This is a genomic window from Flavobacterium psychraerolatum (assembly GCF_025960985.1).
Classification (GTDB): Bacteria; Bacteroidota; Bacteroidia; order Flavobacteriales; family Flavobacteriaceae; genus Flavobacterium.
The window spans coordinates 1-24,572 of the sequence record NZ_JAOQMX010000040.1; the positions used below are offsets into that span (position 1 = coordinate 1).

The 24,572-nt window shown below is 34.3% G+C and carries 23 protein-coding genes and 2 tRNA genes; 14 read left to right on the forward strand and 11 right to left on the reverse strand.

Features of this window, described 5'->3' with window-relative positions; translation table 11 throughout:
* Positions 1–134: 134 nt before the first annotated feature.
* The 7 genes from M2326_RS13690 to M2326_RS13720 all read right to left on the reverse strand — a co-directional run bounded on the left by M2326_RS13690 (position 135) and on the right by M2326_RS13720 (position 4,792).
* Positions 135–1,025 (reverse strand): DUF3078 domain-containing protein, encoded by an 891-nt coding sequence (locus M2326_RS13690; RefSeq protein ID WP_264620115.1) that lies wholly within the window; start codon positions 1,023–1,025, stop codon positions 135–137.
* A 90-nt stretch (positions 1,026–1,115) separates the two neighbouring features.
* Positions 1,116–1,631: a DUF2480 family protein gene (locus M2326_RS13695; RefSeq protein ID WP_264620116.1), complete on the reverse strand. Its 516-nt coding sequence runs from the start codon at positions 1,629–1,631 to the stop codon at positions 1,116–1,118.
* Positions 1,632–1,717: 86 nt separating this feature from the next.
* Complete coding sequence (locus M2326_RS13700; protein WP_108739881.1) at positions 1,718–2,041, reverse strand: SUF system Fe-S cluster assembly protein; 324 nt, start codon at positions 2,039–2,041, stop codon at positions 1,718–1,720.
* Positions 2,042–2,152: 111 nt separating this feature from the next.
* Positions 2,153–2,566 (reverse strand): GxxExxY protein, encoded by a 414-nt coding sequence (locus M2326_RS13705; RefSeq protein ID WP_264620117.1) that lies wholly within the window; start codon positions 2,564–2,566, stop codon positions 2,153–2,155.
* A 143-nt stretch (positions 2,567–2,709) separates the two neighbouring features.
* On the reverse strand, positions 2,710–3,129 hold the full coding sequence (locus tag M2326_RS13710) for a SufE family protein (protein WP_264620118.1): 420 nt from the start codon (positions 3,127–3,129) through the stop codon (positions 2,710–2,712).
* Complete coding sequence (locus M2326_RS13715; protein ID WP_264620119.1) at positions 3,119–3,568, reverse strand: hypothetical protein; 450 nt, start codon at positions 3,566–3,568, stop codon at positions 3,119–3,121. Before M2326_RS13715 ends, M2326_RS13710 begins: the two co-directional genes overlap by 11 nt.
* A gap of 9 nt (positions 3,569–3,577) precedes the next feature.
* On the reverse strand, positions 3,578–4,792 hold the full coding sequence (locus M2326_RS13720; protein WP_264620120.1) for an aminotransferase class V-fold PLP-dependent enzyme: 1,215 nt from the start codon (positions 4,790–4,792) through the stop codon (positions 3,578–3,580).
* Positions 4,793–5,020: 228 nt separating this feature from the next.
* Between M2326_RS13720 and M2326_RS13725 the strand changes: the two genes are divergently transcribed.
* Positions 5,021–6,364 carry a serine hydrolase domain-containing protein gene (locus M2326_RS13725; protein ID WP_264620121.1) on the forward strand — a complete coding sequence of 448 codons (1,344 nt, stop codon included), beginning with the start codon at positions 5,021–5,023 and terminating at the stop codon, positions 6,362–6,364.
* A gap of 152 nt (positions 6,365–6,516) precedes the next feature.
* Here the strand turns inward: M2326_RS13725 and M2326_RS13730 are convergent, their stop codons facing one another.
* Both M2326_RS13730 and M2326_RS13735 read right to left on the reverse strand, forming a co-directional pair.
* Positions 6,517–7,557, reverse strand: a complete 1,041-nt coding sequence (locus M2326_RS13730) for a Gfo/Idh/MocA family oxidoreductase (RefSeq protein WP_264620122.1) — start codon at positions 7,555–7,557, stop codon at positions 6,517–6,519.
* A 6-nt stretch (positions 7,558–7,563) separates the two neighbouring features.
* Complete coding sequence (locus M2326_RS13735; RefSeq protein WP_264620123.1) at positions 7,564–8,631, reverse strand: NADH:flavin oxidoreductase/NADH oxidase; 1,068 nt, start codon at positions 8,629–8,631, stop codon at positions 7,564–7,566.
* Between the two features lie 202 nt (positions 8,632–8,833).
* Here M2326_RS13735 and rseP point away from each other — a divergent pair, with 202 nt between their 5' ends.
* The 3 genes from rseP (at position 8,834) to M2326_RS13750 (ending at position 10,538) form a co-directional block, all read left to right on the forward strand.
* On the forward strand, positions 8,834–10,177 hold the full coding sequence (gene rseP, locus M2326_RS13740) for an RIP metalloprotease RseP (RefSeq protein ID WP_264620124.1): 1,344 nt from the start codon (positions 8,834–8,836) through the stop codon (positions 10,175–10,177).
* 133 nt (positions 10,178–10,310) lie between these two features.
* Positions 10,311–10,384: transfer RNA gene (locus M2326_RS13745), tRNA-Asn, on the forward strand.
* An 80-nt stretch (positions 10,385–10,464) separates the two neighbouring features.
* Positions 10,465–10,538 (forward strand) — tRNA-Asn (locus tag M2326_RS13750).
* A gap of 468 nt (positions 10,539–11,006) precedes the next feature.
* Here M2326_RS13750 and M2326_RS13755 read toward each other — a convergent pair.
* On the reverse strand, positions 11,007–11,465 hold the full coding sequence (locus tag M2326_RS13755) for a DinB family protein (RefSeq protein WP_264620125.1): 459 nt from the start codon (positions 11,463–11,465) through the stop codon (positions 11,007–11,009).
* Positions 11,466–11,537: 72 nt separating this feature from the next.
* Between M2326_RS13755 and M2326_RS13760 the strand changes: the two genes are divergently transcribed.
* The 5 genes from M2326_RS13760 to M2326_RS13780 all read left to right on the forward strand — a co-directional run bounded on the left by M2326_RS13760 (position 11,538) and on the right by M2326_RS13780 (position 15,578).
* Positions 11,538–11,894, forward strand: coding sequence for an arsenate reductase family protein (locus tag M2326_RS13760; protein WP_264620126.1), 357 nt, complete (start codon positions 11,538–11,540; stop codon positions 11,892–11,894).
* A gap of 441 nt (positions 11,895–12,335) precedes the next feature.
* Positions 12,336–13,196, forward strand: coding sequence for a YicC/YloC family endoribonuclease (locus M2326_RS13765; protein ID WP_264620127.1), 861 nt, complete (start codon positions 12,336–12,338; stop codon positions 13,194–13,196).
* A 51-nt stretch (positions 13,197–13,247) separates the two neighbouring features.
* On the forward strand, positions 13,248–13,823 hold the full coding sequence (gmk, locus tag M2326_RS13770; RefSeq protein ID WP_264620128.1) for a guanylate kinase: 576 nt from the start codon (positions 13,248–13,250) through the stop codon (positions 13,821–13,823).
* Between the two features lie 139 nt (positions 13,824–13,962).
* A complete protein-coding gene (nadD, locus tag M2326_RS13775) occupies positions 13,963–14,574 on the forward strand; it encodes a nicotinate (nicotinamide) nucleotide adenylyltransferase (RefSeq protein ID WP_264620129.1) in 612 nt (203 codons plus the stop codon).
* A 227-nt stretch (positions 14,575–14,801) separates the two neighbouring features.
* A complete protein-coding gene (locus M2326_RS13780; protein ID WP_264620130.1) occupies positions 14,802–15,578 on the forward strand; it encodes a LuxR C-terminal-related transcriptional regulator in 777 nt (258 codons plus the stop codon).
* Positions 15,579–15,594: 16 nt separating this feature from the next.
* On the opposite strand, the gene M2326_RS13785 is transcribed toward M2326_RS13780, so the two are convergent.
* Positions 15,595–16,491, reverse strand: a complete 897-nt coding sequence (locus tag M2326_RS13785; RefSeq protein ID WP_264620131.1) for a LysR family transcriptional regulator — start codon at positions 16,489–16,491, stop codon at positions 15,595–15,597.
* A gap of 178 nt (positions 16,492–16,669) precedes the next feature.
* On the opposite strand from M2326_RS13785, the gene M2326_RS13790 reads away from it, so the two are divergent.
* The 5 genes from M2326_RS13790 (at position 16,670) to M2326_RS13810 (ending at position 24,561) form a co-directional block, all read left to right on the forward strand.
* Entirely contained in the window at positions 16,670–17,440 is a 771-nt protein-coding gene (locus tag M2326_RS13790; protein WP_264620132.1) for a type 1 glutamine amidotransferase domain-containing protein, read from the forward strand.
* 1 nt (position 17,441) lies between these two features.
* On the forward strand, positions 17,442–18,605 hold the full coding sequence (locus tag M2326_RS13795) for an iron-containing alcohol dehydrogenase (RefSeq protein ID WP_264620133.1): 1,164 nt from the start codon (positions 17,442–17,444) through the stop codon (positions 18,603–18,605).
* Positions 18,606–18,887: 282 nt separating this feature from the next.
* The gene (locus M2326_RS13800) at positions 18,888–19,883 is read left to right on the forward strand and encodes an NAD(P)H-dependent glycerol-3-phosphate dehydrogenase (protein WP_264620134.1); all 996 of its coding nucleotides are present in this window, start codon (positions 18,888–18,890) and stop codon (positions 19,881–19,883) included.
* A gap of 285 nt (positions 19,884–20,168) precedes the next feature.
* Entirely contained in the window at positions 20,169–21,185 is a 1,017-nt protein-coding gene (locus tag M2326_RS13805; RefSeq protein WP_264620135.1) for a GntR family transcriptional regulator, read from the forward strand.
* Positions 21,186–21,549: 364 nt separating this feature from the next.
* Positions 21,550–24,561 (forward strand): SusC/RagA family TonB-linked outer membrane protein, encoded by a 3,012-nt coding sequence (locus M2326_RS13810; protein WP_264620136.1) that lies wholly within the window; start codon positions 21,550–21,552, stop codon positions 24,559–24,561.
* Positions 24,562–24,572 lie beyond the last annotated feature (11 nt).

Below are 24,572 nucleotides of genomic sequence, written 5' to 3' on the forward strand. Positions count from 1 at the left end.
ATTAGATTTAAATATAAGAAAAAAGGAGTAGAAATCCATAGATATCTACTCCTTTTTATGTGTCAATTTATTAGAAAGACTTTTTCAGTGCCCTCGAAGATATCTAAAGGTCTTTTTTTATAATAAAACAATTCTTAGAACCCATAGTTTAAGCCTAGTCCAATTACTTGACGTGTTTGAAATCCTGCAAAGGTGTTGTCATCATAAATAGTTTGGTAAGCAAAATTGGTAGATAAGAACTTGTTGATTTTCATGTTTATATTCAACGTATAATCAATATCAACATTTTTTGGTCTGTCTAAATAATTGGAATATAAATTCAAAATGTTTTCCACAGTTACATTTTCCGCAATTTTAAACTTGTAATATCCATTGATTGCAGTTCCAAATTCATAACGTGTAGTTTGTCCTTGTAAAACACCAAAAGAAGATCCTAACAGTGTAAATTGACGATCTACAACTATCAATTTTGAAGATAAAGGGGCAAAGTTAAATTTTAAATTATCACTTTTTTTCCATAACATACCTGGTCCAAATTGAAAATAAGCAGGAGAAAAGAAGTGGGAAGTTCTAATCCCTGTAGTGGCATCAAATCCAGAGTCAAATTGAGTTTTGAAGTTCAAAAAAGCAGAATAATACCAATATCCAGCAGCTTTTTTTCCTAATAATGTATTGTAAACTAATCTATCATCAGACTTCTTCACATCATCACCTTTAATTTTGGTCAAACCATAACCAGCGATTACTTTGTTGTCCCAATTCCAACTATTTTTTTTATAATTAAAATCATAATTCAATCCAATATTTCCAGAAACATTACTTTGACCACCGGCAGTCCAATTGGTAAAAGTTGCTTGATTGGCCAAAAAGGTAAAAATTCCTTTTGTAACCCATCCATTAGGTTTTTCTACTATTAAATTTGCTGCTGCCTCTTCATTTTTTTTAAGCAATTCTTTTTCATTTGCTTGAGAGAACACACTGCTAAATGTTAATGCAAATACAGCAGTAAGTAAAATCTTTTTCATTTTGTTTTATTTATGATTTTTCATTTGCAAAGGTAATCATACAATTGACTTATGCAAATCATAATAAAAATTGAATAAGAATGCTATTACTTATAGGCTAGTTGTCTTTTTCTTGAATAAGGGTACGGCAGAACAAGCTTCGCCATACATGATGCTACGAGCATAAGGTTGTAAATAGTGTGCTGCTAGTACATAAGCTCTTGTAGGTACTGGTTTTTTTGAACATCCTTTAATAATAACGGCTTTGTTTGTAAAAATAGAATAATCAATCTTTGGCAATATTTCCTCGTATAAAGATGCGTCCAAATCGGCTATGGTTCCATCTACAATTTTCTTTGCAAAAGGAGCGAGCTGAATAGCAACAAGAATAGATGCCCATGCAGGAACGATAGCGTCTGTACTACAATGAATTGCAACTAGTTGGTCTTGGTACTGTGTCCAATTGTAGTTTTTAAGGCTTTCTCTAAAGTCTTTTTCTCTTAATAGAAAACCTTCTATTAACCATTGTGAAATATCAATTTGCACACGTTGTCCTTTTGGATAGTAATCTTCCAAATCAAAAACCTCCAATTTGCTATCTGCTACTTTGTTGATTATTTCGTCCATTTTTTTGTTTTCAATTTTAGTAGTCAGTTGCCGTAAGCAGTACGAAGAGTAACTGCAAACGGTAACTGCAAACTGATTACTAATTCTTATAGCATTCCAAGTTCTAGTTTAGCTTCTTCGCTCATCAAGTCTTTGCTCCATGGTGGATCAAAAGTAATTTCTACTTCGGCATCCTTAATGTGCTCAATTGATTTTACTTTGTCTTCAACTTCTCTAGGTAAACTTTCTGCAACTGGGCAGTTTGGAGAAGTCAAAGTCATTAATATTTTTACTTCGAAATCGGTGTTTACCATTACATCGTATATTAATCCCAATTCGTAAATATCTACAGGAATCTCTGGATCATAGATGGTTTTTAATTTTTTTACGATCGCTTCTCCTAATTCGTTGGTGTCTATTTGTTGTTCCATTTTTATTTTATTTGTGTTTTTAAACCATATTAGAATTATATTTTCTTCTTAACCATATAAGAAATATAAGAACATATAAGTGTTTTTGCTTTTAAAGAGATATAAGCTTATTTATTCCTCTTTTAGTGCACTATATCTATTATTGACATACGTTTTTTGACCATGGTCAAAAATATTTGTAACATTAAAGTTAATCATTAATCCTATCGAAGAATCCAAAAGGTTCATGTATGACATTAATTTTGCAACATGAAACGGTATAATTTTATCAGTTGCTTTTAGTTCAACTACTAGACAATTTTCGACAAATAAATCACATCTTAAATTGGATTCTAAACTTAAACCTTTGTAATCTATTGGAATTGTAAGTTCTGTCTGAAAATGTATTCCTCTTAGAGTTAATTCATGAATCATGCATTTGGGATAAATACTTTCTAGTAATCCAGGACCTAATTGTTTATGGACTTCAATGGCTGCTCCATTTACAGTATAAACTAAATTCTTCAATGTTTTCTTAGTAACCATAATAGTAGTAGATGTTGATGATATTACTAAAGTAAGAATTTTTATGTAATTGAATTCCAGTCAATAACTTACATGTTCTTGATTAATGGCTTCTCTTAAATGTTCTTACATTTCTTATATGGTTTAAAGAAACTTACAAGTATCTATTTCTTAGCATCAAATGCCAATGCATACATTTTTATATTCTTAATCATCGAAACCAGTCCGTTTGCACGAGTAGGTGAAAGGTGTTCTTTTAATCCGATTTTGTCAATAAAATCCATGTCGGCATTGAGGATGTCAATAGCAGATTGATTGGAGAATGTACGGATTAAAATGGCGATTATTCCTTTGGTCAAAATAGCATCGCTATCTGCTGTAAAGACCACTTTATCATGATTTTGTTCACCTTGCAACCACACTTTGGATTGACATCCTTTGATTAAATTGCTATCGTTTTTATTTTCTTCGGCAATTAGAGGTAATTTTTTCCCAAGGTCGATGATGTATTCATAACGTTCCATCCAATCATCAAACATTGAAAATTCATCTACGATCTCGTCTTGTATTTCTTTAATTTTCATTGTCTTGTTTTGTAAATGAATTGATTTTATTTACTATTTCTTTTATCTCGGCTGGTGGGTAACCATGGTCAAAACTAGCCGACTGATATTCTTTTCCTCTGTAATTAATTTTTAAATTAGCGATAGCCGCTCCGTCATAAAATCGTTTTTCTGTAGGTGCTTTTAATGTCGAAAGTTCCTCTAGTTTTACTTTTTGGAATAATACTACTAATTCGTTCCAGTCATTTTCAGAGAGAATAATAGTCCTTGCTTTCTCATTGCCAGAACGATCATTGGTAATAGAAATTAATTTGTTTTCTACTTTTATTTTCTGATAGAAGCCTCTTGTATTAGCAACATATTCAATTACAGTTTTTTTCAGGTCTTGCTCTTGCTGTGTACTATCTTGGCAACCTTTGGACATAAACAAACTGAATAATAATATCGCTAGTGTTTTCATATAAATTAATTAAGACAACATGATTTGCGCTTTTTTTATGGCTGCTACTAGAATGTCAATTTCTTCTTTGGTATTGTAAAACGAAAATGAAGCACGAATCGTGCCTGGAATTCCGTAATAACTCATTATCGGTTGTGCGCAATGGTGACCGGTACGTACAGCAATTCCCAATTTATCAATAATAGTCCCAATGTCATAAGGATGAATTCCTTCAATGTTGAAAGAGATCACAGAGGTTTTGTTTTCAGATGTACCAAAAATACGTAGACCTTCTATTTCTAGGAGTTTCTCTGTTCCGTATTCTAGCAAAGCTAACTCTTGTTCTTGTATATTGTCAAAACCAACTTCATTCATATAATCAATGGCAGTTCCTAAAACAATTCCACCAGCAATATTTGGTGTCCCTGCTTCAAATTTATGAGGCAATTCTGCATAAGTTGTTTTTTCAAAAGAGACCTCTTTAATCATCTCACCACCACCTTGATAAGGAGGTAACTTATTCAGCCAAGCCTCTTTTCCGTATAGAATTCCTGTTCCTGTTGGGCCACACATTTTGTGACCAGAAAACACATAGAAATCACAATCCAAAGCTTGAACGTCCGGTTTTAAATGTGGTACTGCTTGCGCACCATCAATTAATATTGCAGCTCCAACTTCATGTGCTTTTTGAATCATATACTCAATAGGGTTAATTGTTCCCAATGCATTTGATATATGATTTACGGTCACAATTTTGGTTTTATCCGACAGTAAGGCATCGTATTCACTCATAATGAGTTCACCAGCCTCGTTCATCGGAATCACTTTGAGAGTTGCTCCTGTTTTTTCGCAAAGCATTTGCCAAGGTACAATATTGCTATGATGCTCTATTGATGAAACAAGCACTTCGTCACCTGGTTTTAAAATCGAGGCAAAACCATTGGTAATCAAATTAATTCCAAAAGTAGTTCCCGAAGTAAATAAAACTTCGTGACTGTGCTTGGCATTTATATGGTTTTGTATTTTACTACGTGATTCCTCATACGCATCGGTAGCTAATTGACTTAGTGTGTGGACACCGCGGTGAATATTGGCATTGATTTCTTGATAATATTGGGCTATAGCATCAATTACCACTTGAGGTTTTTGTGAGGTAGCGCCGTTATCGAAGTATACTAAAGGTTTCCCGTTTACTTTTTGAGAGAGAATAGGAAAATCGGATCTTATTTTTTGAATGTCTAACATAGTTATTTAGAAAAAATCTAAATACAAAAGTACTAAATCTAAATTGGATTTTATGGAAATTGGAAATTTTTTAGGATTTGTTAACGGGTAAATTTGGAATAAAATTACGAATAGTTACTTTTTAGTATAAAGTTCCTTTTTTTTAAGTTTATCGTTAATGTAAAAGTCACAGAAGCTTGTTTAATTATGTATTTAATTCTTTAAATTGCAATCTAAAACTTCGGGAGTATGAAAAAAATTTTTTCGTTTTTGGCTGTGACATCACTTGCAATTATTGGTTATTTTGGATGGAAAACCTATCCAAAAATCGACTTGATTTCTGGATTTGCTGCCAAGAGTGTGGCTTCGGGGCATTTTATAGATCAACGTTCATTGGATGTTATCGAAGACCAAGACAACGATCTAAAATTGGTTGATTGGGCTACAAATACCATCAATCAGACCGGTAAATTTGCTACAGCATCAGTGAAAGGTCTGAAAGAACGCAAAGCAATCTATCGTGAAGGGATAGGAGTGACTTTGATTAATGATGATTTTGATATTTCAAAGCCATATTTAGTTCCAAAAAGGCTCAAAAGTAAAATGGGATTGTATCCTTACGGTGATACAAAACCTAGTGATACACTATTTTCGAACGTAGATTATAATACTTTAAATGCAGCTGTAGTCAACGCTTTTGATGTATCGAATGAAAAAGTGAAGCGCAGTCGTGCCGTTGTTGTTATTTATAAGGATAGAATCATAGCCGAAAAATATGCACCTGGATTTACTGAAAGAAGTAAAATATTAGGTTGGTCTATGACCAAAAGTATTACAGGTGCTGTTTTTGGTGTTTTGACGCAACAAGGGAAATATGATATTTACAAACCAGCTCCGATTGAAGAGTGGCAGAAAGACGATCGCAAAAAGATAACGACCAATGATTTGCTCCACATGAATTCAGGTTTGGAATGGCTTGAGGAATATACTAGCATTTGTGATGCGACCAAAATGCTTTTTCAGGCGGAAGATATGGGGAGTGTGCAGTTAGAAAAGCCAGTTGCCTTCCAACCCAATACACATTGGAATTACTCTTCGGGAACAACAAATTTATTGTCTAAGATTTTACGTGGACAGTTTAAGACCCACCAAGAGTATTTGGATTTTTGGTACACAAATCTGATTGATAAAATCGGCATGCGTTCGATGATTATCGAAACAGATATGACAGGAAATTATGTAGGTTCTTCGTATGGATGGGCGACTGCGCGTGATTGGGGAAAATTTGGTTTGCTTTATCTGCATCAAGGAAATTGGAATGGTGAACAAATACTATCACCAGAATGGGTAAAATATACAAGAACACCCACGGCGACTTCAAACGGGCGTTATGGAGCACAATTTTGGCTAAATGCTGGAGGTTATTTTCCAGATGTGCCGAGAGATATGTATTATTGCAGTGGTTTTCAGGGGCAAATGGTAGCAATAATTCCTTCTCGCGACATGGTGATCGTACACATGGGGCTTAAAGGGAATGAAAACGGTTTTGACTTTAATGGATTCTTGAAAGAAGTACTTGCAGCTGTGAAATAGTACTTATGAAAATATATATGGTTAATAGCCCTGATGGCAGCGGCATCCTTTTTTGTGGTTCTTTTTTTGAACCACAAAAAAGATACAGCGGACAGCAGGAGGAGACTTGATCTGGAAAAGGATCGTGTGCTCCAAAAACTTTTAAACTATTTTTAGAATTCGATTCTTCTTTTTTCGGTGTTGCTTTTTATCGCAGCTTCGATAATTTTCATAACGTCGATACCTTCTTGAGCGGTAACGGGCTCGATGCTGTTGGTGGTAATCGATTGATACATGCCATCAAAATAATCGTAATAATTACCTTGTAGCGTTGGAATGTTTTTTCGAATGATTTCCCCATCAATTTCGGTGTGCAGCAATCCTTCAAGGTTAGTGTCTTCGGTTCCCCAAGTGGTCAAATTTGGTTTTTTACTAATTTTCAATTCATCTTCTTGTACATCGCCACGAGCCTTAAAAAAGGAGCCTTTTTTACCTTGTAAAATATAAGACGGAATCATTTCGCGATTGAAGAAGCCCGCTTTCAAACGAACTCTAAAATCGGGGTAAAACAAGCAAATATCCAGTGAATCATCAATAAGTGATTGCTCTCGTGTGATGCGTATGTCTGCATGTACGGCTTGGGGAAACCCAAACAAAAACAAAGCTTGGTCAATTAAATGAGGTCCAAGATCTTTCAAAATTCCGGAGCCGTCGTTCACAGATTCTTTATGTGCTTTTTGGCTCAATGTAGGTGTATAGCGGTCAAAATGAAATTCAGCATCCACCAATTTACCAAGAACACCATCATCTTTGATTTTTTTGACGGTTTTGAAATCACTATCCCATCTTCGATTTTGAAAAACACAAAGTTTCAGTCCTTTTTCTATGGCCAAAGCTTTTAGTTCTTCTGCTTCGGCAACCGTTGTAGTAAATGCTTTTTCAACAATGGCATGTTTTCCTGCTAGCAAAACTTTTTTGGCGTACTCAAAATGGGTGTCGATTGGCGTATTTACAACGATAAGTTCGGCATCACTTGCAAGCACATCTTCAAGAGTTGGATAGCTTATGACCTCAGGATAGTCGGCTTGGATAAGTTTTTTGGAGCGTTCCCATGCGCCCAAAAGTTCAAAACCAGGATGTAATTCAAGAAATGGTGCATGAAAAACTTTTCCAGACATTCCGTAGGATAGTAGCGCAGTTTTTATAGTTCGCATGGTTTATTATTTTAATTGAGCACGTTCATATTGTTTTGGCCAAGCAAGGTCGTCTTGCAATTCTTGTGCAAATTGCTGTGGTAAATTCGGGTTTCTTAGCGATGCTCTAGCAAACATGACTAAATCTGCTTGGTGGTTGGTTAAAATATCTTCTGCTTGTTTTGCTTCTGTGATTAATCCCACGGCGCTGACTAGGATTCCTGTTTCTTTTTTTATTTTCTCTGCAAACGAAACTTGATACATTGGGGCTACAGGAATTTTTTGATGTGAAACGGCACCTCCTGTAGAAACGTCAATCAAATCGACACCTTTGTCTTTTAGGATTTGGCTCAATTGAACCGATTCTTCTATCGACCAGCCGCCTTCTGCCCAGTCTGTTGCCGAGATACGTACAAATAATGGCAAGTCTGACGGCCATTCAGATTGTACAGCTGCTATTGTTTCTAGGGTAAAACGAATGCGGTTTTCAAAGCTTCCACCATATTCATCAGTTCTCAAATTAGAGAGCGGTGATAAAAATTCATGAATCAAATAGCCGTGTGCGGCATGAATTTCGAGTACTTCATAGCCTGCAAGCAAAGCTCTTTTGGTGGCCGATTTGAAGGCTTGAACAATATGTTGAATTTGATCTTTGTCCAAAGCACTAGGTTCGGTTTCGTTTTGGGTAAAAGCAATGGCAGATGGAGCGACTGTTTTCCAGCCACCTTGTGAAGAGTCAAGCTGTAGATGACCTGCCCATGGTGCTGCGTGACTTGCTTTGCGACCTGCGTGTGCAAGTTGAATACCTGGAACACAATTTTGTGATCGTATAAAAGTGGTAATCTCTTTTAGTTTTTCTATTTGTTCCTCTTTCCATAAACCCAGATCCTCAGGAGAGATACGGCCTTCGGGCAGTACAGACGTTGCTTCTTGAATGATAAGTCCAGCGCCACCACTAGCTCGACTGCCTAGGTGTACCAAATGCCAATTTGTAGCAAAGCCATCAATGGCAGAGTATTGACACATTGGTGAGATTACAATTCTATTTTTGAATGTTATTTTTTTGATGCTAAAGGGCGAAAATAATTGGGACATATTTTTGGCAATATTTTTGAGTTAAAAAAAGACACTTGTATCGTAACGGTGTTTTAAAGGTAAAATTAAGGTATCTCGATTAGATGTAAATTTAATTTGAGGTAATTAACAAACATTTAAAACCTTATACGGTATTAATGCCAAAGTAATTGAATAGAAAAGCTTACTTTTGTGAGTTGAAAAAATGAATTAAAATTTTAAAATGGAATTATTTATCAAGCTTTCTCAATTTTTATTGAGCTTATCATTACTTATTATCCTTCACGAATTAGGACATTTTATTCCTGCTAAATTATTCAAAACCAGAGTCGAAAAATTTTATTTATTTTTTGATGTAAAATATTCATTGCTAAAGAAAAAAATTGGAGACACCGAATACGGAATCGGTTGGTTGCCTCTTGGTGGTTATGTGAAAATCTCTGGAATGATTGACGAGAGTATGGACAAAGAGCAAATGGCTTTACCGCCTCAACCTTGGGAATTTCGTTCAAAACCAGCTTGGCAACGTTTGATCATTATGTTGGGTGGGGTGACGGTCAATTTTATTTTGGCTTTTGTAATCTATATTGGTATGGCATTTACTTATGGTGATACCTATATCGCCATGGAAGACTTAAAAGATGGTTTGCTAATTGATAACCCTGTACTACAAAAAGCAGGTTTCCAGACTGGAGATAATATCGTTGCGGTTGATGGAGATAAAATTTCCAAATTTGACAATCAAATCAATATGAAAATCATCATGGGTCATAACGTTTTGATCGAAAGAAACGGTGCAGAAAAAAACATAGTGATGCCTAAAGATTTTATAGATCAATTGTCAAAAGTAGAGAAAGGGCAATTGGTTTCAATTCGTATGCCGTTTGTAATTGGTGCTGTTGCGGCAGGTTCTACCAATACCGCATTGCAACCCAAAGACATGATTTTGTCATTGAACGGTCAAAAAGTGAAATATTTTGATGAAGCCAAAACTATTTTGGAGGCTAATAAAAACAAAACTGTAGCAGCCATTGTTTTGCGTAATCAAAAAGAAACACCAGTATCGTTACAAATAGATGCTGACGGAAAGATAGGTGTTCAATTAGGTGGTTTAGGAATGGATTCTTTAGAAAAGTTAGGATACTATAAAGTACGCAAACAAGAATATACTTTTTTTGAAGCAATTCCAGTTGGGATAATGAAAGGGGAAGACCAGCTAATTGGGTATGGAAAACAATTGAAAATGATCTTTAATCCAGACACTGGAGCTTATAAACAAGTAGGTGGTTTTAAGGCGATATTTGATATTTTTCCGAGTACTTGGAGTTGGGAAGTATTTTGGTCATTGACGGCTTTATTATCGATTATGCTTGGAGTGATGAATTTATTACCTATTCCTGCACTAGACGGAGGACATGTAATGTTTTTATTATACGAAATGATAAGTGGTAAAAAACCATCAGATAAATTCTTAGAAAATGCACAAATGGTTGGTTTTGTTTTACTTATATCCTTACTATTGTTTGCTAACGGAAATGATATCTATAAGTCGATAATTGGGAAGTAAAAAATATTTAATTTTTTTTATTTTTTGCTTGCAGAAGTCAAATTTAGCCCTATCTTTGCAACCGCTTAGACAAACAAATACAACGTTCTTACTAAGCATATAAATATACCTGTACGCAATACAATATACAGTTTCCTTCTTAGCTCAGTTGGTTAGAGCATCTGACTGTTAATCAGAGGGTCCTTGGTTCGAGCCCAAGAGAGGGAGCTACAAAAAATCCAGTTTCTGAAACTGGATTTTTTAATTTTTACGGAGACGTATATCTCCTTTGTTGTACATATATAGTTTCCTTCTTAGCTCAGTTGGTTAGAGCATCTGACTGTTAATCAGAGGGTCCTTGGTTCGAGCCCAAGAGAGGGAGCAAATTAGAAAAGCCTGACAGTGATGTCGGGCTTTTTGCATTTATAAAAAGATATTCATGAATATAGTCTGCATTCTTTTTTAGAAAAACTAAATACGTTTTATACTGGGTTCACTGACTACCTAAAAGAAAGATTGCTATTTCATCAAAATGCTAAAGCTAGGGGGTGTTTGATTACAATGCAGATGATTGGTCTGTGTTCTTAACAATTGAAAGTATCTCAAGATTACATGGTTTAACTATTGAAGCTCACATGAAATTAATGAAAAGGCAGGGTTATATTCGAAATTTAAAAATATATCCTTAAATGATTGAAAAACTATACCAAATTATTTTGACTGTAAATCATAGTTCCGTTAGCTATCGGAATTGGTTCGAGCCAAAACAGGGAGCAAATAAAAAAAGCCATTCAACAAATTGAAGGGCTTTTTTGCTGGGTGAGCTCAATAATTTTTTTTAAAAAAATACTTAGACCAACTTCTTCAAACGCATCATAATTCCAATATGCATACCTTCATGAAAAACGTTAAAGCTAATTGCGTCAGCAAAGTTTTTAAGTACAAACCCTGTTGAGGTTTGGTATTCATTATAATTCACAAATAGACCGTTTTCAAAATCCTTTTCTGTTTGTACAATAGTAGCAACAAGTAAAGATTTAATTTCGGCAACCTCTGCTTCAGTCGCAGGAGCAGTAACCTCTGTACCTTTTTTATATCGTTCCATCAATTCATCCGAGATCTGCATCGGTAAACCCGAGAATTTATAGAGTAGCACTTGCTGCGTCACGACCATATGCGCGATATTCCAAATCAAATTATTGTGGTAACCCTCTGGAGTTGTGTTTAATTGCTCCAAAGTATAGTGCTCCAGAAATTGTCCTGCCAAATTTCGTTGTATTTTCAAAACCTCAAATAGTGAATCCTTCATCTGTTTTTTTTTATAAAAATACGCATTTTACGCCTTAAATAAGGTTACTTTGCAATTAGAAATTCCATTATCATGAACAAAATATATTATTTAGCCAGCTGCGACACCTGTCGAAAAATCATCAAAGCCTTACCCAAAGACCTTGACTTGGCGTACCACGACATCAAACAAAATCCGATTACAGAGGCCGATTTAGAGCAATTATACCAATTAGCAGGCAGCTACGAAGCACTTTTTAGTAAAAAAGCAGTTTTGTACAAAACCTTAAACTTAAAAGATAAATCCTTAACCGAGGCCGATTACAAAAAATACCTCCTAGAGCATTACACCTTTTTGAGTCGCCCAGTATTCGTAATAGAGGACCAAATATTCATAGGTAACACCCAGCCAAACATCCTCAAATTACACAAAAAATTAGGATTAGTGTAGATTAAAATTAAGATTATTTGGGCATGCCACCAGTAAACAAAGGGGCTTAATTTAGCAAGCGCTTACAAAGCCCCTTTGTTTACTGCTGCCGGGCTATCCATGCTACTTCGGTAGCTTATTACTATCCCTCACGCGGAGCAACTGTGGACTCACGCAATTTTTAACAAAGTACAAAAAATTATAAATTTAGGAGTTATATTCAAGGAAGAATTTTCCTTAATTTAGTAATATCGTTAATTAAAAATCCTAAATAATTTGGCATATTTCTGTCTAGATCCTATAAGTTTTTAAAACTTGAAATAAGCAGATAGAAAGAAAAAAGAGTAAATTTAAAAACACGCATTTTACCACCGTGTTTATGCTATGAATCTTTGTGTAACCCAATGTCAAAGCACGCCCAAAAAACTTTTTACGTATATTTGAACTTTCTTATAAAATAGTATGATACAATCAATGACAGGTTTTGGTAAAGCCACTTTACAATTACCGACCAAAAAAGTTACCGTAGAAGTAAAATCACTCAATAGTAAAGGATTAGACCTTAGCGTCCGAATGCCTTCATTGTACCGCGAAATGGAGTTGGGACTACGTACTCAAATTGCTACCAAACTTGAAAGAGGTAAAGTAGATTTCTCCATTTATATCGAGAGCACGGCTGAGCAAACATCAACAAAAGTCAATGTGCCTATTGTGAAAGCCTACATGAATCAGTTACGTGAAGTCTATCCAGAAGCCAACGAAACTGAATTAATGAAAATGGCCATCCGCATGCCGGATACCATGAAGACGGAGAGAGAAGAAATAGATGTAACCGAATGGGCTAAAATCCAAACCGTTATCGAAGAAGCAGTTCAAAACATATTAAACTTCCGTAGAGACGAAGGGCAATCTCTGGAGCGTGAATTCCAATTGCGTATTGGTAATATTCGTCAGTATATGGAAGAGGCGCTGGTATTAGATCCAGAAAGAGTACAAGCTATCAAAGATCGTTTACAAACAGCCATAGCAGAATTGGCTGTCAATGTTGATGCCAACCGTTTTGAGCAAGAGCTCATTTATTATCTAGAGAAACTAGATATCACCGAAGAAAAAGTACGTTTGACCAACCACTTGGATTATTTTCTAGAAACAATCAACGGTACAGAAGCCAACGGTAGAAAACTAGGATTCATTACTCAAGAAATGGGAAGAGAAATCAATACCATGGGCTCCAAATCCAATCATGCACAAATGCAGAAATTGGTGGTACAAATGAAAGATGAATTGGAGAAAATAAAAGAGCAAGTACTTAACGTACTCTAATCACCCTGAATCCCCGAAGAATGGATAAATATCAGGATAATGTAATTATCGATGAAAACAAAAGGTAAATTAATCGTATTTTCAGCACCATCTGGATCTGGAAAAACCACTATAGTAAGGCATTTATTAAAACAAGAGGATTTGAATCTTGAATTTTCTATTTCTGCAGCCACACGAGAAGCTCGTGGAGAAGAAGAAAGTGGAAAAGATTATTACTTTATGTCATTAGATCAGTTTAAAACGCACATCAAAGGGGAAGATTTCGTAGAATGGGAAGAAGTCTATCGCGATAACTTTTACGGAACTTTAAAAAGTGAAGTCGAACGCATTTGGGCTTTGGGCAAAAACGTTATTTTTGATATTGATGTAGCGGGAGGATTGCGAATCAAGTCAAAATTTCCAGAGGAAACATTAGCCGTATTCGTAAAACCACCAAGTGTTGATGAGTTGAAACGAAGATTAAAAGAACGTTCTACCGAAAGCGAAGACAAAATCAATATGCGTATTGCCAAAGCACACGTAGAATTGGCCACCGCACCACAATTTGATGTTGTGATTAAGAACTATGAACTGGGTATAGCACTTGAAGAAGCATATGAGCTAGTGAAAGATTTTGTGAATAAATAGTTTTATCAAAATAATATTTTACCTAAATTGCAGTATCTATCATTTGTAGCTATTCAATAGTTACTATTGAATTCTAACCACAATTAACCAAATTACAGATCACTAATTACGAATCCCAAGTTACAAAAAAACTAAAGAAATGAAAATAGGACTTTATTTTGGAACATTTAACCCCATGCACGTGGGGCATTTGATTATAGCAAACCACATGGTAGAACATACCGATTTGGATCAAGTCTGGATGGTGGTAACGCCACACAATCCTTTGAAAAAAAAATCGAGCCTACTAGATGATTACCATCGTTTGCACATGGTGCAGTTGGCAACCGATAATTATCCAAAGTTAAAAGCCACGGATATTGAGTTCAAATTGCCGCAACCCAATTATACGACTCATACCTTAACATATCTAGAAGAAAAATATGCTAACTATGAGTTCGCCTTGATTATGGGAGAAGACAATCTAAACTCTTTACACAAATGGAAAAACTACGAAGTAATTCTTGAAAATTATTCTTTGTATGTCTATCCTAGACTAGAAACCAAAGACGTGGTAGCTGATGGAGTAGTAAACGGAACAGATAAATTTGATTATAAAAACAATCCGAAAATTAAGATGATTGATGCTCCTGTAGTTGAGATATCTTCGACTTTTATTCGGGAGAATATCAAAAATAAAAATAATGTGCAACCATTACTACCGTCTAAAGTATGGGAATATATTGACCACAATAATTTTTATAAAAAATAGGAGGTTTACAATTGCTTATCTTTTTGTATGTTAGCATAGTTATTCAATAAATTAATTAGCTTGTTCGTGAGTTTATAATTAGTTTGTTGAATACTAGTTGCTAATATATTGATAGTATTTAAAGTTATTTATTTATTAGGTAAACTATATTGTAGTCATCTGTCAATAATAAAAAGCACCTATTTTTCGGGGGTGAGTGAAAAAATGAGTAATTAGATTTTGTAACTATGAAACTGCTGAAATATGATGAAATGAAGAAATCTTGGCTTGAATTGGCTAAGTACACTGATGAGGAGATGGATTCTGATTTTAAATTAGAATTGTATCGAAAGCTTCAGAACATATTTCATGTAGGTGAGTTTTACTATTTTATTGTCAACTTTGCCACTCTTGAGGTAGAGTGGATTTGTACTGATGTCGAGAAGATTTTAGGATTAAAAGATAAAAAAGACTTCACCATGAAGTATCTTTTTGATAACATTCATCCTGATGACAAAAAGAGATTTGTTAGTTATGAACGCCAAGCGATAGCTTTTTTTAATTCACTAGAGCCCTCAAAAGTATTAAACTATAAGCTGAGTTATGACTACCGAGTACAACAAATGGATGGGAAGTATATTTGGATCCTGATGCAATGTGTTCCTATACAAAGCAATGAAGATGGTGCTCTTATCAGAGTTTTAGATATTCATACCGATATAACTCACTTAAAAACAGATAATCAACCATCGGGTTTGTCTTTCTTAGGTTTGAATGGGGAGCCTTCTTTTATTAATGTCCCAGCTGAAGAATTATTTTTAAACCCTTCGAAAGATTTATTTACACCAAGAGAAAAAGAAATTATAAAACTAATTGTTGAAGGCAACAAAAGTCCTCAAATAGCTGAATTTCTATCTATTTCAGTTCATACTGTAAACACACATCGCAAAAACATTATGCACAAATCAAAATGTAGTAATTGGATTGAGTTTTCATCCAAAATAGTTGCAAGTGGCTGGTTGTAATGGGACTGTTGTTTACTTATGCTAATGTTTTTTGGAGAATACTTGTAATTTCATTTAGTATTTCATCAAAATTATTGTTTTTTCGACACATTACATAGACTACTGTCTCGGGCATTTTTTCGCTATCCCATAAAAGTTGTACTTTATTTTGCTCCAAAAATGATTTTACATTACAGTTCCATGTTATTCCTATGCCAGTATTTCTCGATAAAGTTTCCATCATCTCATATTCTGATGGAATGATATAGTTGGCAATTATAGTAGGTCTTTTTTTGTCAAATACATAGAGCCAAAATAGTTTTACATGTGGGATACGGGCATCATAGGTGTACCATTTTTTTTCATTTAGCCAAGCTTCTGTAGCATTCCAATCTTGTAGTTTTATATGATTTTTTATTGGCATGATATCAATATCATTGGAGGCAATGACGATTTGTTTTATGGTTCCTACTTCATGCTGTAACGTATCAAAAGTGTCTATCTTTTTGGTTAGGATGGCAAAATCTATCTTTTTTGAATTCACCAACTCAAATAAGGTATCATCATCTTGAAAGTGAAAATCAATATAATCAAATTGTTGAATTAGTGCGCTACCCAAACTATTGTACAAGTGCTGTGAAATCCCTAGAGAGATCAAACGAATGCTGTTAAATGCTTTCGCTCTAAATCCATTTTCAACATTTTCTAATCTATCTAAAGCTTCAATAATAAGATTGTTCAGTAAGTTGGCATACTCTGTAGGTTCGACTCCTTTGGACTTTCGATTAAATAGCTTGTACCCTACGTGTGCTTCCAACATACTTATTTGTTGACTTACTGCGGGTTGACTGATAAACAGTTCTTTAGCAGCTGCGGAGAAGTTTTTGTTTTTATAAACCGATTTAAAAGTTCGGTACCATTCAAGATTGACCATGATATAAATTTACTTATCACAAACATAATTTAAATTATTTTAACTGATAACACTAATTCACTAAATTTGTATCAACAATTTAGAACAAGTAATATTTACGGCTCAAGTTTGGTCGCGCACACTAAGAAAGCCTTACTTGTTTTTGATTATGATCTAAATAATAATAGAATACATAAAAATGAAAAAAATAAAATTTGTTGCCATGGTTTTAGTAATGGCAACTTCATTAAGTCTAACTGCTCAAAAAGCAAAAAATAAAAACATGAAAAAAGTATTATTCGTTTTAACTAGTCATTCAGATTTAGGAAACACAGGAGAAAAAACAGGATTTTGGGTTGAAGAGTTTGCAGCACCTTATTATGAATTAGCAGATAAAGGAGTCATAATTGATATCGCTACACCACTTGGGGGTCAACCGCCCATTGATCCAAAAAGTGCTGATGCATCATTTGCCACAGAAGACACAAAAAGATTTGATAAAGATACTGCATTGCAAACTAAATTAAGTAAAACGCATAAATTGGCAGATGTAAAAGAGTCTGATTATGATGCAGTTTTTTATCCAGGAGGTCACGGTCCGCTTTGGGATTTGGCTACAGACAAAAATTCAAGTGCATTAATTGAATCTTTCTATACCAATAATAAACCAGTTGCATTTGTTTGTCACTCACCAGCAGTACTGAAAAATGTAAAAGTAAATGGAGAATTTTTGGTAAAAGGTAAAAACGTTACTGGTTTCTCAAACACGGAAGAAGCTGCTGTTGGATTGACAGATGTGGTTCCGTTTTTATTAGAAGATGCTTTGCAAGCAAATGGAGCAACCTACTCAAAAGGAGCAGATTGGAATCCTTATGCTGTTGAAGACGGTTTATTAATCACAGGTCAAAATCCAGCTTCGTCAAAATTAGTTGCTGAGAAATTATTAGACCAATTAAACGCAAAAAAATAAGATGTTAAATTTTCAATATTACAATCCTACCAACTATGTTTTTGGTAAAGGACAAATAGAACAGTTAACAAAATTAGTTCCTGCTGGAGCAAAAATTTTGTTGGCTTACGGTGGAGGAAGTATCTTTAAGAACGGAATCCATCAACAAGTTACAGATGCTTTGAAAGGTTTTGAAATTGTTGAGTTTAGCGGTATTGAACCTAATCCTCATTTTGAAACGTTATTGAAAGCCATTGCGATAGTCAAAGAACAAAAAATCGATTTTATTCTTGCAGTTGGTGGTGGGTCTGTGATTGATGGTGTCAAATTTATTTCGGGTGCTGTTAATTATGAAGGAGATCCAGCTGAGATTTTAAGAAAAAGAATCTTGATCACAGATAATACAAAAGTGATTCCTTTTGGGACAGTTTTGACTTTGCCTGCTACAGGAAGTGAAATGAATTCTGGTGCGGTGGTTACTATTGCAGCAACGCAAGAAAAATTAGCTTTTGGTGGGAGTGCATTGTTTCCTAAATTTTCGATTTGTGATCCTACGGTGATACAATCGTTACCAAGAAGACAATTGCAAAATGGAGTTGTAGATGCTTATACACATGTGTTAGAGCAGTATTTGACTTATGTACATGATGGCTATTTACAAGATCGTATTGCTGAAGGAATTTTGCATACTTTGATCGAAATAGGACCAAAAGTAGTAGAAAACCCAAGTGATTATGCTTTGGCATCTAACTTTATGTGGTCTTGTACAATGGCACTTAATGGATTAATCCAAAAAGGTGTACCAAACGACTGGGCTACACACATGATTGGGCACGAGCTGACTGCAATGTATGGTATTGATCATGCAAGAACTTTGGCTATTGTTGGACCAAATTTATACCAAGCATTGTTTGAAACTAAAAAAGATAAACTAGCACAATACGGAAGACGCATCTTTAATTTGACCGGTACTGATGAGGCAGTTGCTCAAGAAGCAATTGCTCATACAGTCCAGTTTTTTCACAAGATGGGTATGGAGACTAAACTTTCAGATTATGTGAAAGATTATAAAAATACTGCAGAAACAATTGTAAGTAGGTTTAAGGAAAGAGGATGGATTGGCTTAGGCGAAAGACAAAATGTGACCTTGGAGAAAGTACAAGAAATTGTTGAAAATAGTTACTAATTCAGATGCCGAGTAATCGGAAATGAATGAGGCGTTTTGGAGGAGTTCCAAAATGCCTTTTTGTTTTTAAAAAAAGTACTTACACAAGCTATTGTCGCCATCAAATGATTCATTAATAATGTGTTAAACCTATTTTAAAATGATTATATTGCGAAAGTAGAATTAATAGGTCTTTTTTTGCCTCTTTTTCGATGAAAATGATAAAAAAATAAAAGTACTATTAGTTTATTTATTCTACGAATTCCCCAATTTTAAGTACTTTTGAACAAATATTATTTGAAGATGAGCGAGACTAAAAAATTTGCAGTTATTGGAGGCGGAAGCTGGGCTACTGCTATAACTAAAATGCTATGCAACAACCTAACAGAGGTGACTTGGTACATGCGTAATGAAGGAGCGATTGAACATTTAAAAACGTTCAAGCACAACCCGAATTATTTAAGTTCGGTAGAGTTTGATACCAATAAATTGAAACTAACCAGTGATATTAATGAAGCGGTTATTAATGCAGATTACTTGGTATTTGCCATTCCATCTGCTTTTTTAGACACAGAATTAAAGAAATTAACAGCTTCTCTTCAAGACAAAATTATATTTTCGGCTATCAAAGGAATAGTTCCAGAAACTAGCTTGATCGTCGGGGAACATTTTCATTATACCTATGATATTCCATATTATAATATAGGAGTAATTACAGGACCCTGTCACGCAGAAGAAGTAGCTTTGGAGCGTTTGTCTTATTTAACAATTGCTTGTGGTGATCCTGCAAAAGCGACAGTAGTTGCTAAGAGTTTATCTAGTAATTACATTAAGACTAAAATTACAGATGATATCATCGGTACAGAATATGCTGCGATGTTGAAAAACATCTATGCTATTGCTGCGGGTATTGCACATGGTTTGGGTTATGGTGATAATTTTCAATCAGTATTGATGAGTAATGGAATTCGTGAGATGAAGAAATTTATTCGAAAAGTTCACAAAATGAAACGTAATATTAATGACTCTGCTTATTTGGGTGATTTACTAGTTACTGGATATTCTGTTTTTTCAAGAAATAGAATGTTTGGGAACATGATTGGTAAAGGGTACACAGTAAAAAGTGCCATGATGGAAATGAGTATGGTCTCTGAAGGATATTATGCGAGCCAAAGTGCCTATAAACTCAATCAGACATATGGTGCCAAAACACCAATTATTGATGCAGTGTATGCTATTTTATATGAAAATAAAAACGCAAAAAAAGTATTCAAGGAGCTAACAGATAAATTAGATTAATACATTATTTTAAATATAAAAGTTCGCTTTCAAATTTTTGAAAGTGACTTTTTTTTTCTAATTGAATTGAATAAGAGTGATTGTTTTATTTTGGATCTTTTTAACTTAACTACAACTATTGTTGAATTTTGTATTTTTGATTCCTAATTTGCTTTGGCTAAGTTATTTTTTAATTAGAATAGAAATATAGATCTTACGTTTTTCAAATAGGTAAACTAAGTTAATTTTTTTTTATCCTTTATTTACCTTTATCTTTAAACTTTTTATATTCTAATAAATTATCTAATGGAACTGTTATTCAATAAAATTATTTCTCTGAAACAGATTAGTACGTTGTCAAAACACGAACAATTGGTGCAAGGGATTATTGAATGCATCGAGAACGAAAGTTTAGTGGTAGGCGATCAGCTTCCGTCTATTAATCAAATGGTCGAAAATATTGGTTTTGCTAGAAAGACAATCGTTAAGGCTTATGAAGAATTAAAGGATCGAGGACTAGTTGAATCAAAAAAAATTAAAGGTTATTTTATTCTTAGTAATAAAACTGATGTTGTTTTGAAGGTGGCTTTGCTACTGTATTCCTTTCATCGTTTTCAGGAAGAGTTCTATAATAGTTTTCGAAAAGAGTTAGGCGAGCGATATCAAATTGATATTTATGTACATCATAATAATTTAGATGCTTTTGAAAATATTATTTCAAATATCCACGGAAAGTATGGTGCCTATGTAGTTGCTCCTATTGAAAACCCTTTGGTTCGTCCATTATTAGAAACCATAGAACCGAGTCGTTTATTGATTATAGATCGTTACTTGGATTTGGGTGTTCATTACTCCTATATTGCACAAGAATTCGAGCACTCTACGCACGATCGATTAACTGAAATCTTGGAAATAGTTAAGAAATACAATAAAATCGTTTTGTATTTTAGAAATGATGCCGATTACCCAATTGGTGTTTTAAAAGGTTTTGAACGTTTTGTAGCGGAAAATGGCTTGATTGGTGAAATTGAAAAAAATTATCGTCCAGATTCTGTTCAAGCAGGCGTTTTGTATTTCTTTATAGATGATACTGATTTATGGGAGTTATTTCGAGACTGTCGTAAATTGAATTTGGTGATTGGTCAAGATGTTGGTTTGTTGTCTCATAACGACCACATCATTAAAGAAATTATTGCTGGAGGCATCGCTACGATATCTACCAATTTTAATGAAATGGCAATAAAAGCCGCTGATTATGTGAAACATGGCATATTAATTCACGAAATCATACCTGCTGATTTTATTCAGCGTAACTCTTTGTAATTAAATCATTTGTTTTACTTTTTCAGAAGAATTAGAAGTTTTTTGGCTTCATTTGAGCAACTAACTTGTTGTTTTTTTACAAATTAACAGTTTTTATCTTATTAATAAGTTGCTACAATAGTTAATTTTATATCTTAGATTAATATTTTTTTCATTTACCTTGTCAGTAAACATATGCAGTTTTCGCTGTAAATGGCTTGTAATTATATGTATTTGATAAAATATATATGATTTAATTTTGTTATTAAAAAAAATAACCTAGATTTGTAATAGTAGCATAGACTATCATAGACCAATAAAAAATTGGGAAACTGTTAAAGCTAACTGCTAACCAATAAAAAATAAATTAACCAATTTAAAACTTATGAAAAAACAAACTCTAAAAAAATTGATGGGTTTTGCGATTATGCTTTGCAGCTTTAGTCTCTTTGCTCAGACAATTAAAGTTACTGGTGTTGTCACAGAAGATGGCATGCCTGTTCCGGGCCTTAATGTTGCGATCAAAGGTGATGCAAAAGGAACCACTACTGATTTTGATGGTAAATATGTTATTGGAGGTGTTTCTTCAAAAGCTGTATTAGTATTTAGTTACTTAGGGTTAAAAACACAAGAAGTTGCCGTTAACGGAAGAACGATTGTAAATGTAGCAATGCTTGCTGACTCACAGACCTTAGACGAGGTAGTAGTTGTAGGTTATGGTACATCCAGTAAAAGAGAACTGACAGGATCTGTAGCTTCAATTAGTTCAAAAGATTTAACCAAATCGGTAGCAAGTAATCCTACTACATTGTTACAGGGAAAAATGTCTGGAATACAGGTAGAGAGCTCAGGTGGACAACCAGGTGGTAGCGCCAACGTATTCATTCGTGGAGTGAACTCTTTGAGTAATGCTAGTCCTTTATATATAGTAGATGGTGTTATTGTACAAAACATGGATTATGTAAATCCAAGTGATATCCTTGATATTTCGGTTCTGAAAGATGCTGCGACTGCTGCAATATATGGTGCTAGAGCTGCCAATGGAGTAATTTTGATTAAAACCAATCATGGTAGAAAAAACCAAGAGATGGAAGTGAGATACAATGCTCGAATTGGTTTTGATACACCAAGTAAATATTTGGACTTCCTTGATGGAGAACAATACACATCCTATTTGAACCAACGTTTTGCAAATGATGGAAGTGCAGAGAGAGTAACTTATAATGGTGTAAGTACCGATTGGCAAAAGCAAAACCTTAAATCTGGTTTGATTCAAGATCATGGTTTGTCTTTACAAGGTGGTAGTGAAACGGCTTCTTATTTTGCATCAGTAAATTATTTTAAACAAGATGGTATATTGATTGGATCTGGATTTAAAAGATTAAATGCAAGATTAAATAGTGAGTATAATTTTAGAAAATTAAAAATCACACAAACATTAGGTATTACTGAAGCTACTATTCAAGAAAACAACTGGTACGGTTTTGATGGAACAACTGCTCCAACAGTTGCCTTACATAATGCTATAAACGAAGGTGGTTATGAAGCGCCATCAACAGCTGTACAAGGTCCTGGTGGAGTGAATCAATTTGCATTGGCGACCTTAGAAGAAAATTCAAAGAAAACCAGAACATTATTTGGTGGACTTAAATTTGACTATAAAATTACAGATAATTTAAGTGCAGGAATTAACTTTGGTTTGGATTACAAAAACCTAAACTCATTCCAATTCACACCTACCTACTTCATGAGTACAGTAGATGCAGTGCGTAACGTTAATGATAAAAATGATTTAACAGAGTACAACAAAACAACTGTAAACTTATTAGTTGAGCCAACATTATCTTATGATACAAAATTTGGTAAAAATAAAATAGCAGCTGTTGCAGGTTATACTTATTATAAAGAAAACCAACAAAGTAGTGGTATTTATGGTCAAGGTACACCGTCAAACAGTATTAAAGTAGTTGGTGCTTTGCCATCAAACAGCCAATTGATTTTATTGGGTGAAAACAATACCGCAGGATTGATCTCTTATTTTGGTCGTTTGAACTACAATTATGATGATCGTTATTTATTATCTGGAACGATTAGACGTGATGCTTCTTCTCGTTTTGCAGCGGACAATCAATCAGGTTATTTTCCATCTATCTCTGGAGCATGGAATATTAGTAAAGAATCTTTCTGGAAATCAGATGTGATTGATTATTTTAAATTAAGAACATCATATGGAATTTTAGGATCTTATCCTGATACTTTCTACCCTACACAAGCAGTATACTTAGCGAATCAATCAAACACTTCGTTTGGAGGAGCAAATGCTACGGGTTTGGCTCAAACTACTTTGGCAGATCCAAATTTATCTTGGGAAACTACAAAGACATTTGATATTGGAGTTGATTTGACTTTTCTGAATAACAAAATGAACTTTACAGCAGATTATTACTCAAAAAATATCAATGATGTATTGGTAGCAATAAACGTTCCTTCTACTGCTGGGGTTAGTCTACCAGTTACAAGAAATGCAGGTTCCTTGGTAAACAAAGGGTTTGAATTTGATATGAGTTACCAAAAAACAGATGGTGATTTTCACTACAAAGTAGGTACAAACTTCTCCTTTAATTTGGTTGCAAAAGCAGGAAATATACCAGCACCAATCTTGGGACCATCAATTGATGAGGATTTAAGAGTTGTAAACCGTACCGTTGCAGGTCAACCTATTGGATCATTCTACGGTTATAAAGTAGAAGATAAAGTAAACCCATTAACGGGAGATTTTGTTAGAGTAGATGTTAATAAAGACGGTGTAATCGACGAAAAAGATATTACAAACATTGGTAATCCTACTCCAGATTTTACTTATGGTCTAACATTCAGTGGTGATTATAAAAATTTTGATATCAGTTTAGCTTTTACAGGTGTACAAGGAAACGAAATTTACAATGTGGGTAAATATTATAATGTTTTGTGGCAAGATGGGGGTAAATTCACTTCAGTATTAAACTCTTGGACGCCAACAAATACAGATACAAATATCCCAAAAGCATCTATTACTGATGCAGCAGGTAACAAAGAGCCTTCTTCGTTTTTCGTTGAAGATGGATCATACTTAAGATTGAAAAACATTGAGATTGGGTATAATTTGCCAATAAAAGCTTTAGGTATGGATGTTTTTAAAAGCTTGAGAGTTTCTTTCAATGTTCAGAATGCTTTTGTGATTACAAAATACAGTGGATATGATCCAGATGTAGCTTCTACAAATGGAGGTAGAGCAAACCTTAATGCGGGTGTACCAGGTGTAAGGCCTTCAGTAAACCCATTGTTGGGAAGAGGATTGGATGCAAGAACGTATCCTAACGCACGTACTTTTATGCTTGGATTACAAGCTACTTTTTAATCTAAAAAATA

Excerpts from the sequence above, each read along its gene's own strand:
- M2326_RS13725 (WP_264620121.1), top strand. The coding sequence starts at position 5,021 with ATGAAAAAAATTTTTTCGTTTTTGGCTGTGACATCACTTGCAATTATT.
- M2326_RS13720 (WP_264620120.1), bottom strand. The coding sequence starts at position 4,792 with ATGTTAGACATTCAAAAAATAAGATCCGATTTTCCTATTCTCTCTCAA.
- M2326_RS13690 (WP_264620115.1), bottom strand. The coding sequence starts at position 1,025 with ATGAAAAAGATTTTACTTACTGCTGTATTTGCATTAACATTTAGCAGT.
- M2326_RS13790 (WP_264620132.1), top strand. The coding sequence starts at position 16,670 with ATGAAAAAAATAAAATTTGTTGCCATGGTTTTAGTAATGGCAACTTCA.
- M2326_RS13810 (WP_264620136.1), top strand. The coding sequence starts at position 21,550 with ATGAAAAAACAAACTCTAAAAAAATTGATGGGTTTTGCGATTATGCTT.
- M2326_RS13805 (WP_264620135.1), top strand. The coding sequence starts at position 20,169 with ATGGAACTGTTATTCAATAAAATTATTTCTCTGAAACAGATTAGTACG.
- M2326_RS13765 (WP_264620127.1), top strand. The coding sequence starts at position 12,336 with ATGATACAATCAATGACAGGTTTTGGTAAAGCCACTTTACAATTACCG.
- M2326_RS13715 (WP_264620119.1), bottom strand. The coding sequence starts at position 3,568 with ATGAAAACACTAGCGATATTATTATTCAGTTTGTTTATGTCCAAAGGT.
- M2326_RS13710 (WP_264620118.1), bottom strand. The coding sequence starts at position 3,129 with ATGAAAATTAAAGAAATACAAGACGAGATCGTAGATGAATTTTCAATG.
- M2326_RS13760 (WP_264620126.1), top strand. The coding sequence starts at position 11,538 with ATGAACAAAATATATTATTTAGCCAGCTGCGACACCTGTCGAAAAATC.
- M2326_RS13780 (WP_264620130.1), top strand. The coding sequence starts at position 14,802 with ATGAAACTGCTGAAATATGATGAAATGAAGAAATCTTGGCTTGAATTG.
- rseP (WP_264620124.1), top strand. The coding sequence starts at position 8,834 with ATGGAATTATTTATCAAGCTTTCTCAATTTTTATTGAGCTTATCATTA.
- M2326_RS13700 (WP_108739881.1), bottom strand. The coding sequence starts at position 2,041 with ATGGAACAACAAATAGACACCAACGAATTAGGAGAAGCGATCGTAAAA.
- M2326_RS13755 (WP_264620125.1), bottom strand. The coding sequence starts at position 11,465 with ATGAAGGATTCACTATTTGAGGTTTTGAAAATACAACGAAATTTGGCA.
- M2326_RS13730 (WP_264620122.1), bottom strand. The coding sequence starts at position 7,557 with ATGCGAACTATAAAAACTGCGCTACTATCCTACGGAATGTCTGGAAAA.
- M2326_RS13795 (WP_264620133.1), top strand. The coding sequence starts at position 17,442 with ATGTTAAATTTTCAATATTACAATCCTACCAACTATGTTTTTGGTAAA.
- M2326_RS13800 (WP_264620134.1), top strand. The coding sequence starts at position 18,888 with ATGAGCGAGACTAAAAAATTTGCAGTTATTGGAGGCGGAAGCTGGGCT.
- nadD (WP_264620129.1), top strand. The coding sequence starts at position 13,963 with ATGAAAATAGGACTTTATTTTGGAACATTTAACCCCATGCACGTGGGG.
- gmk (WP_264620128.1), top strand. The coding sequence starts at position 13,248 with ATGAAAACAAAAGGTAAATTAATCGTATTTTCAGCACCATCTGGATCT.
- M2326_RS13695 (WP_264620116.1), bottom strand. The coding sequence starts at position 1,631 with ATGGACGAAATAATCAACAAAGTAGCAGATAGCAAATTGGAGGTTTTT.
- M2326_RS13705 (WP_264620117.1), bottom strand. The coding sequence starts at position 2,566 with ATGGTTACTAAGAAAACATTGAAGAATTTAGTTTATACTGTAAATGGA.
- M2326_RS13735 (WP_264620123.1), bottom strand. The coding sequence starts at position 8,631 with ATGTCCCAATTATTTTCGCCCTTTAGCATCAAAAAAATAACATTCAAA.
- M2326_RS13785 (WP_264620131.1), bottom strand. The coding sequence starts at position 16,491 with ATGGTCAATCTTGAATGGTACCGAACTTTTAAATCGGTTTATAAAAAC.